This is a genomic window from Bacteroides sp. MSK.20.12, from assembly GCF_019052435.1.
Lineage (GTDB): Bacteria > Bacteroidota > Bacteroidia > Bacteroidales > Bacteroidaceae > Bacteroides > Bacteroides xylanisolvens.
Genome location: NZ_JAHQVH010000058.1, coordinates 19433 through 35733 on the forward strand (window position 1 = coordinate 19433; position 16301 = coordinate 35733).

A 16301-nucleotide genomic window follows, 5' to 3' on the forward strand; every position below is an offset into this window, starting at 1 on the left:
GAATAAAAAATGATTAATTGATAACTTAACTATTCTTATTTTATTATAGTTTTTAGATTATACTATCTTGCAAATAACACAGTAGCAACTGGTCGTTGTTGATGATCTTCATTACACGGTTTTATAGTCTCTTTACCATTAATCAACATACAACTCGAACCTCCGCCATCTAAATTAAGCGCGTCTACACATCCAAATGCTTTCATCAACCGGGCAAGTTGGTCTAAAGTCATACCTGGAACATCCGGTGTTTGTTCGCGTCCTTCACAAACGAACAAAATGAGTTTCCCATCTTGCGTGATTCCTACCGCAGAACGAGGTTGACAGGTCTGTGGATTTATGCCACTTGCAACATCTAATAGTTCTTCTACCCAACTATTACGAATCATTCCATCCTTGATTAACACAGGACCTGCGCCAATTCCCATTTCGGCACTCCAGACTTTTGCTCCTCTCGGAAAACCTTTTGATGGAACCGATAGTGGAGGGCGTGTAGAACTGTTTAAAGCTGGCATATCATATGCATAGGTCTGTTGATTCGATTTATATATCCAGTCAACATGATATGTTCCATCTTTATAAAGACTAAAAACAGAACGGGTAGGATAATATGCAGTCTTTTTACCCTCTAAAATACGATTTACAACAGATATGTTGTCAGATAATATTCTTCCATCTTTACATATGAGACTAACAGTTTTGCCATTGGCAAAATATCCTCCATTTAATACAATCACTGGTTTTCTTTTTTCTGACTGGTAAAATTCAGTCGGGGTCTTTATCCCACTTTCTTCACCTCCGACATCTAAACTTCCTCCTTTCTTTGTATCTATAACTGCTATATAAGCATTAGTTCGTGTACTTTCAATCCATTCTGGAGAATGATAAACATTAACATATTCAGGTAATTTACCAAAAGTAGTGACGCGAGTCCATCCTAGATTTTCAGGATTCTGAAAGTCCAATTTTCGCAAATCCATTCGGAAAGGAGTTGCCGGTAATCCGGCATTGTTTATCAGGTTCCCACGCAAAAAATTACGAAAAGCGTAGCGTACATAAACCGGTTGAGTTACTTTGTCATTCCATACTTTTACTCGAGAGGTTCCATTTATGATTTCGGCATTGGCAGGATAAAATATACTATCTTCGCTTGCAACCTCAAAGCCCACTAAAGGTTCATTCTCCGGATTTAGTCCATCATCAGCATGATCAAAGAGAATCTCAATAACCTTTCCATTTTTCATATATGAACGATGGATAGGACCACTATATTCAAATCCCTCTAACTGATATGTTTTTGCTAATGCCCAATATGCTAAACGCTGTCCGATTTCTCGTTTTTGGGGAGCATGAATGAATTTCTCCGAACCAAGATCGTTTGTGAAAGCCATACCTGTATTAGAGATTTCATACATGCTTTCCAACTGTGCTTCTCGGAAAATAGCCCTTTGAAACGGTCTGTCTACAGGGGATGCAACAGGAGCTATTTCTGTATAATAAATGGGAAAGTCTTTTGAACGGAACAATGTCCTGTTTTGTTTAGCCCACACAGCAAACAAACGCTGATATTGTTCCGGACGTGCAGAGTTAGACTCTCCTTGGTACCATATCATTCCCTTAATATTATAATTCTCCAGCGGTTTAATCATGGCATTATACAATACAGTAGGAGTACCATTTGCATATTTCGATTGTGGATTTGCTGCCGGAGTCAGATCTATTTCAGGAAATCGTAGAAGGTTTTCTTTACTAATCCATGGCTCAATTGAAGAACCACTCCAAGAAGCATGAATCAGTCCCACCGGTATTCCTAAAACTTTCTGTAATTGATCGCCATAATAATAAGCAACGGCACTAAAAGTAGAAACAGATTTCGGAGTATTCCTTTCCCACTGACCAGCAACATTCTCCTGTGGAACACTGCTGTAGGCACGCTGCACTGTAAATAATCTTAATGAACGATTAGAATTTGCATTTACTATCGTATTCTGTGATTCTGCGGCAGGTTGACCACGAAAACCTTTCACTGGCATTTCCATATTTGATTGTCCGGAACACAGCCAGACTTCTCCAATTAAAACATCATCCAATATAAGTTCTTCACCATCTGAAATGCGAATAGTATATGGCCCTCCAGCTTCTGGAGTTGTGACAGCCACTGACCAATCCCCCTTTTGATTACTATCTACTTCTTGCTGCTGTGCGTTCCATGAGGTATATACAACAACTTTCTTATTAGGTGTAGCTTTTCCCCATAGCTTTACCTCCGACTTTTGTTGAAGCACCATCCCATTACCTAAAATAGAAGGGAGCTGAATTTTTGCTTCACCATAAGAACAATAGGAACACAAGATTAAGATGACACATGTTATTCTTTTTATTAGTAGTTTCATATTTCTATTATGTTCTCCAGAACCATTTAAGTTTTGTAAAAATGATAGCTATTAATGCTGCCAATGTGGTGATAATAATTCCCCGTAAGAAACCAAGCCAGGCATTTTGTTGCAGATAGGATAAATATGATGCTACCCCTATTAAATTCAGTACGGGCATTACTACTAGATTAGTGGCCACATAAGCAATCATGGGGTTTTGTCCCGCCATTTCCAATGGACGTGTCAGCTGGCGGCACTTATAAATATCACATAGTATTGAAAAAGCAATCATAGCTATAAAAGCAAGGCCGGCAGTAACAAAATAGTAACTATAGGTTGAATCGTCCTTACGAATTCCGCCTTCATATGCTTCAAAAAACAACCCCAGCATAAGTAAATAAGCTCCAGCAACAAATAGTTTTCTCCAATAATCCATATTGTTGCTTCTTGTTTTCAGAAGCCAATAAATACAAAATAAAATAACAACTGTGCCACACAAGTTTAATAATAACTGACGTGTATACAGGCCATACAGATTAAAAATAATAATCCCGATAGTTAATAATAAAATTAGGGGGATTCTCCTTTTTTCTTCTAAAGGGGAATCAGCCTCACTTTTGCTTTGTAACCATTCTTTTAAGTATTCTCCGGCAATGCTTCCGGGAATTATAATAAACAAGTATTTCAAATAATAAAAACTATACATCCAGGGGATTGGAGAATAGTTCATCAAAGCCTTTACCCAGGAATCATCTGTTTTACTTCCTAAAAAGACAGCCATAATAAATGGAAGAATTGCAATTCTAGCCCATTTGTTTTTTGCTGTAAACAAGTATGCCAGCGAACCGAAAATGGACATATTTGCCAGAACCAAAATAATAATATTACTATATGACAGACTAAATTCTCTACCATTAGCATAATTTACAGTAAGCAACATGACAATGCCCAACGTATAGGCAGATAGTTGTATCCCTCCACGTAACCATTTAGACATTTTAACCGGAATTCTCATAAACATGGGAAACATCAGAACAAATGCAAACAGAGCTAACAACCATGACCGCACATCTTGCGGAGAAGATGTTACCCAAGGATACATGTGCTGAATAAAAATTGCAAAGAATGTCAACCGGAATCCACGTAATAGACAATCCCATGCTATTCTTAATTTAGATTCTCCTTTTTCCAATTTATTGCCGATAGAAAAAGGAAAAGCCGCTCCCATTGCAAATAAAAAGAATGGGAAAACTAGATCAACCCATGTAATTCCATAAAATGATGGGTCAAATGCAAAATTAGAGCGGGGACCTACTTGTGCGTGATACATCCATCCTGGTAATACTCCTGAAGCAATAGTACCTGATAAAACCATAGTAATAATGGCATATCCCCTTAAAGCATCAAGAGAGAAAGCTCTTTTATTCATGACTTATTATTTGAAATAATATATATATTTATTAATATCCTGCACCATTAATATTTACAGATTCAGCACCAGTCTTCTTTTCTGCTTCTGATGAATTTATGTCAAAATACATTGCATCCGGACAGCGCATATCAGTGTATCTTCCTGTATGAAGTGGAGCTTTTACTATTTTACCGTCATACATTCTGAATAAAAAACTTTCCTTCCATTGAGCACCTTCAACTTTTGTATTCGTGGCTTGTGTCGGTTTTCCTTCATTAGATACTTGGTCAATAGCATTTACACGTTTGAATTCTCCACGGGTTCCTTGTTTGTATCCGGCACATTCATATTCTGACTCATAATGCTTACCATTACCGTCTACAATAAATTTGAGAACCCCACTTCTTATGATCTGAATAGAAATGGTGACTTCTTCACCCGGATACCAATAATATTCTTTCTGCGCAGGAGCATTTGAATAGTTGGATGCCTGTCCGCTCGAATGACTTGTACGTCTCATGAATGGACGGAATGCTTTTCTTTCAGCACTGATATTACCTTGCTCATCCTTAACAACTTCCCAAGTTAGGCCTATATCAGTCTCTTGTCCACCCATATTCCCTCCTAAATATATAGAAGGATTATCAAGATATTGTCCTGGTTTACTAGGATTCTTACGATCTTCATCGAAAGTTGCTGTAGGCAATTTTATTGTCCCTCCGATACCTAGCCATAAATCTTTACTTGTTACGGCTTTATGATAATAGGCACCGGCAAAGCAGGCAACACTCGCTTGTGGCTTTATCTCATCTTTAAAGTAAGTGTTAATTGGATCTGTGGGTTCTGGTTCCGGTTCTCCATCGTCACTGTCAGAACAGTTATAGAATCCCATAGCTAAACTCAAAAATAATGAATAGAATAAATATTTTTTCATCTTAAATAAGTTTTTTGTAAATCAATAATATTCTTTTGAGGATCAATACCCATTTCCATTAATACTAATCGTTTCTGCTCCTATCTTTCGACCTTCATCAGTTGATGTTACTTCAAAGAAATGACTGTCCGGACAACGCATATCTGTGAAACGACCTTCATGAATCGGTACTTTCACAATTTCATTTTTATATTTTCTAAAATAATAGCTCTCATCCCATCGACTATTCAAAACCTTTGTTTTCGTTGCTTGCGCTGGTTTACCTTCATTCGCAACTTGGTCAATTGCATTTACACGTTTAAAGGTTCCCAGTTCTTCCGGAATATAACCTTCACAATCATAATCACATTCAAAGCGTTTTCCGGCTCCTTCTATCACAAAATGTACTTTACGAGGTTCTAACACTTGAAAATACATTGTGACTTTTTCGCCCGGATACCAATAGTATTTATCTTCCGGTGGTGCTTGCGCATAATTGGGTTTTTGTCCATTAATGTGCTCACTACGTCTCATAAATGGACGAAAAGCTTTCCTCTCTTTGGATAGTTTTCCATCTTTTTCCCGGATAACTTCCCATGCTAATCCGAAGTCAGTCTCCTGATCTCCCATGTTTCCTCCTAAATATACAGATGGATTATCAAGAAACTGTCCCGGCTTCTTAGTGTTTTTTCTAGTTTGATCGAATGATAATTGAGGTAAGGTAACAGTTCCTCCAACTCCCAACCAAACATCCTTACTGGAATTTACCTTGCGGTAATAGGCACCGGGAAAACATTCAATGAATTTCTCTGGTTTCACTTCATTCTTAAAGAATGTTTCTATTGGCTTGGAAGAAGATGTTCTGTATTTATGAGAACAAGCTGTACCTCCTATAATGAGACAAGTAAGAAGAAATATATAATTATAATTCTGTTTCATATTAAATAAGAGATTAAATAAGACCATGTCAATTAGACATGGTCTTATTTATTAGTTATTATTTGCATGCTATGCGGTAGAAGTATAAGCCGGAACCGGTGCAGCCAAATACTGCATATAATTCATTATTTTTCACCATTAAAGAGGCAGAAGTCGTACTGTTACCATTAGCTCCTGATGCCTCCATAGTATAATTAAATATCTGATTATATTTACCATCCGTAATATCACATATACGCATAATACCTTTACTGTCCGCATATACTGTATATGCTACATACACACGATTTTCTATTTTTACCATATCGCCACCAGTAGTAATAAGACCAGACATTCTAGAAACTTCTCCCATTGTACTATTCAACCAAATCAGGCCATTAGCACCCTTTGCAGTATAGAATCCCATATATCCGGACATACCGATGGGCATTGGATTTACAGTCCAGTAAAAACTTGGAGTAGCAACAGGGAATGTATATTTTTGAGGAACAGGATTTAGCACACCTCCTATAACTTTCCAAACAAATACATCTACAGATTGTGCTTTAGGAGCTACAATTGTAGCATCACCATCCAAATCACCAATAATACTAATACCCGCTAAACGAGGAGTTGCAGTCTCGCCAATGACTGATTTATCGAATGAAATAAATTCAGTAGCTTTTGCTGTCACATTACTCCAACGATATATTACAGGTTTATCCGTTCCTAATGCAGCTCCAAGAATATTTCCTTTGTCATCTGTTGCCAATATGCGTATACCATGTGTCGCAATACTCAATCCAACTGCACTCAAATTATCTATTTTATTTCCCGTATAGTCGAAATACGCAGGAGTTTTACTAGAGGAAGAATGGTTGCTCGCAACAATATAAGGATCGCTAATTGCTGTACAAATTAGATTGTCAGATCCAAATCCGACTAATTCTGTATAGTTTTTCTTAAATGTAGGTTCTGCAGAAATTTGAGGTATACCAATTGTAAACTCTGTTGTCACTCCATTACTTCCTTTGATTGAAACCTTATTGTTACCATTCATCAAATTTAATCCTTGACCAGTGAAAGATTCGTCTATTTTATTACCGAATCCAGCAGTCAGTTCTACATTTACAGATGTGAAATCCATCAATGCCGGAATATATGGAACTGCTACATTCTTATCATCTGTAAGCACATAATCAGTTTCAATGCCATTGATAGTCATCGCTTTTATAGATGCAGGACCTACTTTCTCCGTAGTAATAATAAACTCATAAGTATAAATTGTTTCTTCATCTACACCTTTTATTTTAAAACTTCTCGGATTAGTATAGTCCAATGCAACACCATTTTGAAAGTCCATAATTGTCCCATTGATATATTCCATGGTAACCTTTAGTGCTGTAAGGTCAGCCTCTTCCGGAACCTGGACAATCAATGATTCTTCACCAGTATGAATATCACTATTGGGAACAGTCATTCCTTCTATTATAAAAGACACCAATTTAGGAGGAGACTGAATACGCAATTTTGTCTGCACCGTAGTTCCGTCAAATCCATTTAATGTCAAATCAAGGGGTTTACGGGCATCATACTCTTGGTCGTTTATGAAATTGGCAGTACCGTTTATAACCAACAATTGTAGTTTAGCTTTGGATAAATCGACTCCAGCAGGAATCAATACTGTCGTTTCAGTTGCGCTGACGGAAGAAGGCGTGTACAATTCATTATTCACTTTGACTCCTACTATCTGCACAGATTCATAGGCTCTGTTTTCGTCATCATCTGAACAAGAGCTAAAAGTTACAGTGAAAAGTGCAGTGATGCACATTATACTGAATATTAAATTTATTAGTTTTTTCATCTTTCACGAGTATTATATGGTTCATTATTTTTTCTTAATGGAAAAAGCTATTTTCATTTGTTCGAAGAAAGTTTCCCAATCAACATAACAATTATCGAAAATCATCAGACCTGATGAATTCTTTAACGAAGCACCAAACACCTTCCCCTGATCGGAAACGCTTAAATCTGGTAAGCTCATTGAACCTAACAATGGAACTTGTCCACATGTAAGAATATTCCCTAAAGTAATATATCGATTAACTTCTTTAGGTGTTTTATAATAGGTGCCAATCATCAGAAAATCAAGATTACCTAAATAGCTTGTTCTATTATAACTTTTTCCATAGATCTCACTATCCGGGAACGATAATCGATCATCATATTTAAACTGGTTACTAGCCCAATTTACTCCATTCTGATAATACACCTCATACCAGGATCCGACATAAGCTGCCATTTTCAAATCCGGATTCTTTTCAACTTTATACTTATCTACTAATAAGCGAATCCGGTTGGTAAAATCACAAATAGTTTGAGATCGGAAAGTAATCCATTCTTTAAAGAATCTGCCTTTTATTAATACGCCTTCTTTATTTATTCTAAAAGCATCAGCAGGGAAATTTTCTAAAACTTTTCCTTCTTTTTCCAGATATTCTTCAAAGGCGTTTCGAGTTACATGACTAAAATCGGCATATAAATTATCATATCGACAGCGGTCTAATACAATGCCATCTATATCATAATTTTTTAGAACTTCTTCTACACGCAACAATTGAAAGTCCTGTACCTCTTTATTAGAAGGATTCACAAAAGCTAAAGCTAATAACTTACCTTTTGCTGCTTCTTTTCCTCTTGTACTTTCTGTGATTTTCAGAAGTTTGCCTTTATCTTCCGGACGTTGCACTATTTCTTCCCAATCTTTATGCTCATGAAGAATTGCATAATCATTTACAGTTATATTTCCTTCCGTGAAGAAATTAAAGCTAGTATAAACTTTCAATCCGATTTTGTGTGCCTCCTGAAGTACAACTTCCAATAAATCGAAACCATCATCCTTTACTTGTTTATTCGGATTTTTAGTTGCTGTCAGGTAAGGAGTCTTTGAAAGATCATTTTTGCGATAAGAAACATATCCTTCCGGTCCTTTTACATCCAACCCGATTGAAGTGAATCCAGCTTTCTTTACGTTATTAACCATAGTGGTTACTGCTTCTCTATTAGTCAACACTTTTGCATTAGGAAATTGCTCCACCCACATAACCAGTTCGCTCTGTTGTTGATCGGGAGCTTTAGAGAAGACAGCAACAGGCTTACGAGTAATTTCTTTCCCGCCTTTTTTCAAAATCCAGTTAAAGAAATTAGTGCCATTATTCAAAGTTAACTGATTGTGAAATAGTCCTTTTGCTGTAAGGGGCACTGGCTTTATTTCTGTTTGACTCTCTATAAACAACTGATAACCGGCTTTCCTATCATAATTAGCAATACAACCGCTTAATGTAGTCTTACTTCCAACAACAGTAAATAAAAAATCATTATCCAGTTCTATTTGAGGCGGAATACTGCCTTGGGAAAAAGCTATTACTTTATCCAATGAATGTATTTCTCCATTAATTCTTAGCTTTACGACATCTCCTACATGGAAATTTTCAGCAAGAAACTTACGATAGCCATCCTTTGAGTAATCAGCATCATAACCAATTAATGCAAACTCTGCTTGTCCTAATTCTATATCTAAAGGAGTCTTAAATACAGGTTGGATATTCTTAGAGATTACGCCGTTCAGGACTTTTGTTACCTTCATATCTTTATTTACTATTACGGCCGTATATATGCTTTGAGTAGATTTTATAGCATTTTGATATTCCGTAGATAATAAAACAATACCTTTTTCTTGCTTTTCCCAAACAGGATTATTGAATAAGTCTATCTGCTTCTCAGGACCACGTACAGTTAATGTCGGATCTGGACTTGCAGCTTCAATTGTCACTACGGTCTGTGCCGATATAAAAACCGGCACTAACAGTAATGATAATAAAATAATTAATCTATTCATACTAAATGCGTTATATATTACTCACCATATCCTTTATTCTGTTCCAGCCAAGGGCATTTATTTCGCTCTGTTTGCGGGATAGGCCATAAGTAATGTCTGTTATTCCAGCTACGACCTTTATCACGAGATCTTAGTTTATCACCGTATGCAGCATAACTGGCAATATCGTTTATATCTCTGTCCGATCCTGAAGCGCCATAAGAAGGAACCATATCTGGAGTAGCCTGTTCATACCCATCGGGGTATTTTCCTGTGGTCGGATCTACCCCTGTTGCTTTAGGGTAACCATAAGTGGGTTCGGCATTTTGAATATCACCAGTTCTCCAACGACGCATATCAAATAACATTAACGCCTCTTTGGCCAATTCCACTTTACGTTCACGGCGTACAATTTGGCGCATCTTTAATTGATCATTCTCACGTGTCGGATCAACAGATAAGATACCAGGCATATCTACACGAGCTCTAACTCGATCAATTGCATTTACAACCGTTGCATCTAATTCATTAAGTTCTATTTTAGCCTCGGCGTAAGTCAAAAGAATTTCTGCAAACCGCATGATCAGAATGTTATAACTAGGATTGGCATTTGCCTCATCATCGAAATGATTATACTTTTTCCATGCAAATCCTACACCACTACTTACGTAACCATATTGAGCAACAGCACCAGCATAATCTAAGTTGGCAACCAACTTTTCATTACCATCTTTATCCCAAGAGGTCGTTTGAGGATTATAGACTTCCATCAGGAATTTCATTTTGTTGTCTCCCCCAGTATTTCCGATGATAACATCATGATGAGTGTAAACTGTTTCTTTTAAACGAGGATCACGACTATCAAACGGTTTCTTAGGATCATACCCGGAACCAGTCTCATCAATACGTTTACCATTTTTCATTTCGTAAGTATCAACTAACTGTTGGGTAGGAAAACGTCCACTTTGTCCAATCATACGAACTTGTTCACCTAAAGACATATATTGAGTAAACGAATGAATTTGGTTTGAAAACATCATAAATAACATCGTTTCTTTTTTTACGTCTTCTTTTAGTTGTCCTGTCCGTGTAAACAGATCTGCATAATTAGTAGCCAAATCACGTCCACTTTCGTCTATAACTTTTTTAGAAGCTGCTGCTGCAATCTTAAAATATTCTGTAGCTTTAGCCTGATCTTTTTCACCATCCATACCAAAACCAAATTTACACCATGAACCGGCATATAAAGCCAATCTTGCTTTCAATCCTAATGCTACTGATTTGTCGACACGTCCATAATTAGCCGCTGTCCAAGGTAAAATATCGGCAGCTTCGTCCAATGTTTTTAATATATCATCTACAACTTCTTTCCAGGGAGTACGTGAAACCTGCTTTGTCTGTTCTTCCGTTACTGCAGATGTGAAATATGGAATATCCCCCCATAAAGAAACTAGTTGAATATAGTAATGAGATCTCAAAACTTGAATTTCTGCAAGATAAATTTTAGCCTTATCGCTTAATTCATTATAAAAAGGCTTAGCTCCATCCAACACAGAATTACATCTTGCCACAGAAGTATATAAAATAGCCCATGTTTGTTCTACTGTGAAATTTGTTCGTAACTCAATATTACCAACACCAATAGAACTGTTGTCCGCACGTTCGATGCCATAAGGCGTATACATATCCCATAATATACAATAAGGTATACTACTAGTATTACTATGATCCATCAGCAAACGCTGGTAACACCCATTAGCCCCTTGTGCTATTGCGCCATCGTTATTATAAAAATTGGACGATAAATATTCGCTCATAGGCTCTTTATCCAAGTAGTCACTACAGCCTGCTATTCCTAGTGATAATATCAAAGCCCCACTTGCAAGAACTTTGTTATTAAATATATATTTGATTGCTTTTTTTATAATATTTGATTATTTAAAATTTTAAATCAATACCAAACGTAAATGTTTGCATAATGGGGTAGAATTCCCCTCCAACAGAGCCGCTATATGCAACTTCGGGGTCATATCCCTTATAGAAATTACTGATGGTAAATAGGTTCTGTCCGCTTGCATACACTCTCAAGCTACCAATATTTAATTTCTTAGTCCATGAATTAGGTAAAGTATAACCTAAAACAACATTTTTCAAACGACAATAAGAGGCATCTCGTACCCATTTATCGGATTTTTGATAGTTAGGACCTGCATTAGCTTCAGGAACCAAAATGGGGTATGCTGCATCCTGATTATCCGGAGTCCATGAATCCATTTGATGTCTGAAAAGATTCGAACCGTTAGCAAAAGGTTTAAGACCAACTCCACTCATATAATTCACACGTTGCCCGACTCCTTGGAAGAAAGCTGTGAAATCAAAATTCTTCCAACCGGCATTTAACGTTACACCATATTCAAAGTGTGGGAACGGGTCACCAAGATATACCATGTCACGAGTATCAATTGTCATAGGGTCAGAGTCTTCACCCTGATAAGTTTTAACATACTTAACGAATCCCGGACGAGCATCCCCTAATTTAGGAGAATTGTTAACATCATCCCAATCTTTATAATACCCATCAGTCACATATCCCCAAATACCTTTGTTAGGATAACCCTCTACCATTGTTTTATCTTGAGAATTAAGTCCGTTTAGATTGGTTATTTTGTTGCGGTTGTCACTTAAAGTAAATGTTACCCCATACGTGAAGTCATTTAATTTATTTTTATGACTGACACTTACTTCCCAACCCTTGTTGGACATATCTCCTGCATTGGTATATGCTGGACTCATTCCTACATAGTATGGTAATGGAAACTTCATCAACATATCATAAATATTTTTGATGTAATAATCCGCTGTAACGCTTAACAAACCATTCCACAAACTAAAATCAATACCAAAATTTATTTGCTTTGATTTTTCCCAACTAATATCCGAATTGGCTAGTGTTGTTTGAGCCACACCTGATACTAATTCTTTATCTGCTTCTTCACCACCTAAATAGTATCCATATCCGGTTGCAATGGTTGCAGCATAAGGATAATTACCGATGTTCTGATTTCCTAAAAGACCGTAAGAAGCACGAACTTTTAAGAAGTCAAGTACTTTACGAGTAGATTTCATGAAGTTCTCTTCAGATATTACCCAACCGGCAGACAACGAAGGGAAAAATCCCCATCGATTATCTCTGGTAAAACGGGAAGAGCCATCGTAACGACCATTTACCTCCAGTAAATAACGTTGTTTGTAGTTGTAATTCAAGCGGGCATACCATGACATCATAGCCCAAGAATTTGCTCCACCGGAGGACGTTGCGGTTGCAGAATCTCCATTACCTAAATAATAACGCCCTAGATCGAAACCTCTTTTTCCACCAGAAAAGGAAGTATTCAGATTATCTTCTGCCTGGAAGCCGACTAATATTTTTCCATAATGGTCAAAGAATTTATTTTCATACGAAGCTTGTGCACGATAATAATTTCTAACGGTTTCACTCCAGCTTTCTGTCAGTGAATCATCTGTAGGGTATGATCCCATGATTTGACCTCTTAGAGACGTCGTATATGGAGTTATTAATGTACGCCCTCTACTTGTGGATTGACGGCGAGAATATTGTCCTACAAGCTCTAAGCCTTTGATAGGAGTAAGAGTTAATGTTCCGTTTACCACAGCATCTGTCCCTTTTGTTATTTTTTCTCCACTATCGTATGCTTGAGCTGTAGGATTCATACCATTCTTTCCATATCCCCAATTCCCATCTAGCTCTCTGGCAGCAGAAAGAGTGGGCAACATATATAAAGACTGATTGATAATCTGTTTGGGAGTACTCAAACCCGGATTTACTTTTTTACCTTGTCTTAATGCTGTTTCAATACTAAACTTAGCCCATGGAAGTATTTGAGCATCTGCATTTAAACGAAGGTTAGTACGACTATAATTATCATTAGGTATCAAACCATCTTGGTATAGGTAAGTACCAGAACCAAAGAAAGTCAGTTTGTCACTACCACCACTAATTGTTACATTATGGTTGTGCATGATTGAATGATTTTTCATCGTTTCATCTTTCCAATCGGTATCGTACCTGTTCCAATTATCCGGACGTAATGTTTTTTGTTCTTCTATCTGTTGCAGTTGTTGAGCTCTTTGCGCGTCGGATACTGTAATTTCTGCATTATCCCAAGCATTTAGTTCTGCTTGTAAATATTCCCATGCAGCTACAGGTTCAGGCATATTAGTTGGGCGCTGGATTGTTAGGTAACCACTATATGTCGTTGTTATTTTTCCTTTTTGACCTCTTTTGGTTGTAATAAGAATAACACCATTAGACGCCCGGGAACCATATATTGAAGCAGAAGCAGCATCTTTTAAAACAGAAATACTTTCTACTGTGTTAGCATCTACTTGATCGATACTCATTTCAATTCCATCAACCAAAACTAACGGATCCGTATTTGAATTAATAGAGCCGATACCGCGAATACGAATAGAACCACCATCACCACCAGGTTCACCTGAAGTCTGTTGAATAGTCACCCCTGGCATAGCACCTTGTAAGGCTGTAGATAAAGATGCTACACTTCTTTTTGTTATAGTTTCAGAACTAACAGAAGATACAGCTCCGGTTAATGTTGCTTTTTTCTGTTTAGCATACCCTACTACTATTGCTTCTTCCAACTGAATAGCGTCAGCTTTCATTTTTACATTTAGTACAGGAGCATTTGCTATCAGCTCTTCTGTGCGATAACCTACATAAGAGAAAACTAGTTTGCTCCCTTTTTTTACTTCAATAGAGTATTTTCCATTAATATCTGAAATTGTTCCTTTAGATGTACCTTCAACAAAGATACTTACTCCTGGCAATACATCGGACTCATCAGAGACGACTCCTTTTACGATTAAATTCTGTGCTTGTATACCGACAGAACTTAACATTAAAATTAAAAATAGAATTTTTCTCATAATATTAAATTTAGAACTAATTAGGATACGATATTTGTTATTTCTTCTAATGTTTTCCAGCACTGGTACAGCCCTCTTGGTACATGGAAACATCCTTTCCATTTTCCTCCTTTGAGTGGAAGTAACACTTCTCCTCTTCGATTCAGATATCCATACCATTCGGGATATTCTTTATCCTTGAAATGGCCCCACGTATAGTCATGTACTTTCTCAAACCACTCCAGGCATTGTTTGTCTCCCGTTAACTGATAACCTTTCAATAGAGAAATAAGCGTCTCAATATGCACCCACCAGAGTTTCTGATCCCACTCCAATTGTTGAGGTGGGCAACCATTACGATCCATAAAGTAATAAATGCCTCCATACTCCTTATCCCAGCCATAATTAAGCATTGTAAGGGTGGTCTCTTTGGCTTTCTCTATCAATTCCGGACGGTTCAGGCGTTTGCCCAGATCCATGATAAACCACATCGCTTCAATGGCATGTCCCGGAGTTACCTGACGGCCTTCAAAGCAGTCAACCAGGCTACCGTCGATATCTACATTTTCAACAATGATCCCTCCGAGTTCAGGACGGTAAAAAACTTCCATTACTTCGTGGATACAAGTTTCCATTGTTTCTTTTAGATAACTTTCATCTAAAAGATGCTCTATTTCCAGAGCCAGGTTACAAAGGATCATCGGCAAAGCAAAGTTCTTCAAATTGCGAGTACCCGGATGAAGCTTATTCCATTTGCCTTTCGGGTTATCCACTTTAGACAAGATGATATCGAAGGTTTTCCTGGCAATGTCTGCATATTCCTGATTGCCGGTGGCAAGACTTAACTGACCGAAAGCCATGGTAGCAAATGTATATGAAAAGATATTGTACGGTTCTACCAATGGTCTACCCGAACGGTCAAGGGAAAAATACCAGTTATAATTGCCGTCATGTCCATATTTTTTTAGGAATTCGCCCCCCTGAATGGCGCAGTCCAGCCATTCCTGACGTTTCTCCACTTTGTTGTAAAGCATGGAGAACATCCATACTTCACGACTTTGCAGCCAAATAAACTTATCCGTATCGAATACTTTTCCTTCACGGTCCAGACAGGTGAAGTAACCACCATACTCATGATCTTGTGAATGTTCAAGCCAGAAAGGAAGGACGTTGTCCAGAAGCTCATCCTTGTACAGACTTGCCAGTTTTTTGAAATCCATAATCGTATTTCCATTATAGATTGGTATGGGTAATTCAGCAGTTAAAGAGATGTCTGCTGAATGACCAATGTTATTCTTACTATCCATATTTATAAAATGTTAGTTTATTGTTATTAAGGTCTGTTTTATATTTATTCCGAACGGGTCCAGTATCTTTCAATCTCCTCCAGCGACTTCCCGGTGGTCTCCGGCACGAGTTTCCAGACAATCAGCATATATGGTACGCACATAACGGCGAACAGGAAGAATGTTCCGGCGGGGGTAAGGTTCTGGAGCATCCAGGGGGTTAACTGTCCGATCAGGTACGTTCCGATCCACAGAGCAAATCCTGCTATCGACATGGCTAGTCCGCGAACCTTGGTGGGATACATCTCCGAGAGGAGTACGAACACCACGGCACAGATGGATACGGCACAGCAGAATACATAGAACAGGAAGAAAATGAGCAGGAAGAGGCTGGATACTCCCAGGGAATCTCCGAAGAGGAAGTAAAGACCGATAAGGACCAGAGAGAGCACCATACCCGAAACTCCGTAATAAACCAGCTTCTTGCGGCCCACCTTATCGATGATGACAAGAGCCAGAACCGTGGTCAAAGTATTGACTAGTCCTACCAGAACTTGGTAAAAAAGAGAATCTCCTC

The 16301-nt window shown here is 37.7% G+C and carries 10 protein-coding genes; all 10 read right to left on the minus strand.

Going from position 1 to position 16301, the window contains the following annotated elements; genetic code table 11:
• Positions 1-62 precede the first annotated feature (62 nt).
• Positions 63-2393 carry a phosphodiester glycosidase family protein gene (locus KTR06_RS22060; RefSeq protein WP_217290807.1) on the minus strand — a complete coding sequence of 777 codons (2331 nt, stop codon included), beginning with the start codon at positions 2391-2393 and terminating at the stop codon, positions 63-65.
• A gap of 7 nt (positions 2394-2400) precedes the next feature.
• Complete coding sequence (locus tag KTR06_RS22065; RefSeq protein ID WP_217290808.1) at positions 2401-3804, minus strand: DUF5009 domain-containing protein; 1404 nt, start codon at positions 3802-3804, stop codon at positions 2401-2403.
• Positions 3805-3835: 31 nt separating this feature from the next.
• Positions 3836-4720: a hypothetical protein gene (locus KTR06_RS22070; protein ID WP_004316357.1), complete on the minus strand. Its 885-nt coding sequence runs from the start codon at positions 4718-4720 to the stop codon at positions 3836-3838.
• Positions 4721-4762: 42 nt separating this feature from the next.
• Positions 4763-5638, minus strand: coding sequence for a hypothetical protein (locus KTR06_RS22075; RefSeq protein ID WP_254306455.1), 876 nt, complete (start codon positions 5636-5638; stop codon positions 4763-4765).
• A gap of 58 nt (positions 5639-5696) precedes the next feature.
• Positions 5697-7373: a hypothetical protein gene (locus KTR06_RS22080; RefSeq protein ID WP_317196103.1), complete on the minus strand. Its 1677-nt coding sequence runs from the start codon at positions 7371-7373 to the stop codon at positions 5697-5699.
• A 132-nt stretch (positions 7374-7505) separates the two neighbouring features.
• Positions 7506-9515, minus strand: coding sequence for a family 10 glycosylhydrolase (locus tag KTR06_RS22085; protein ID WP_120068205.1), 2010 nt, complete (start codon positions 9513-9515; stop codon positions 7506-7508).
• Between the two features lie 17 nt (positions 9516-9532).
• Entirely contained in the window at positions 9533-11365 is a 1833-nt protein-coding gene (locus KTR06_RS22090; RefSeq protein WP_256445752.1) for a RagB/SusD family nutrient uptake outer membrane protein, read from the minus strand.
• Between the two features lie 67 nt (positions 11366-11432).
• Positions 11433-14432 (minus strand): TonB-dependent receptor, encoded by a 3000-nt coding sequence (locus KTR06_RS22095; RefSeq protein ID WP_008017521.1) that lies wholly within the window; start codon positions 14430-14432, stop codon positions 11433-11435.
• Positions 14433-14479: 47 nt separating this feature from the next.
• Positions 14480-15658: an AGE family epimerase/isomerase gene (locus tag KTR06_RS22100; RefSeq protein WP_120068304.1), complete on the minus strand. Its 1179-nt coding sequence runs from the start codon at positions 15656-15658 to the stop codon at positions 14480-14482.
• A 131-nt stretch (positions 15659-15789) separates the two neighbouring features.
• On the minus strand, positions 15790-16301 hold a 512-nt coding region (locus tag KTR06_RS22105; protein ID WP_217290811.1), incomplete at its 5' end, for an MFS transporter.

Excerpts from the sequence above, each read along its gene's own strand:
- KTR06_RS22065 (WP_217290808.1), bottom strand. The coding sequence starts at position 3,804 with ATGAATAAAAGAGCTTTCTCTCTTGATGCTTTAAGGGGATATGCCATT.
- KTR06_RS22060 (WP_217290807.1), bottom strand. The coding sequence starts at position 2,393 with ATGAAACTACTAATAAAAAGAATAACATGTGTCATCTTAATCTTGTGT.
- KTR06_RS22095 (WP_008017521.1), bottom strand. The coding sequence starts at position 14,432 with ATGTTAAGTTCTGTCGGTATACAAGCACAGAATTTAATCGTAAAAGGA.
- KTR06_RS22075 (WP_254306455.1), bottom strand. The coding sequence starts at position 5,638 with ATGAAACAGAATTATAATTATATATTTCTTCTTACTTGTCTCATTATA.
- KTR06_RS22070 (WP_004316357.1), bottom strand. The coding sequence starts at position 4,720 with ATGAAAAAATATTTATTCTATTCATTATTTTTGAGTTTAGCTATGGGA.
- KTR06_RS22085 (WP_120068205.1), bottom strand. The coding sequence starts at position 9,515 with ATGAATAGATTAATTATTTTATTATCATTACTGTTAGTGCCGGTTTTT.
- KTR06_RS22100 (WP_120068304.1), bottom strand. The coding sequence starts at position 15,658 with ATGGATTTCAAAAAACTGGCAAGTCTGTACAAGGATGAGCTTCTGGAC.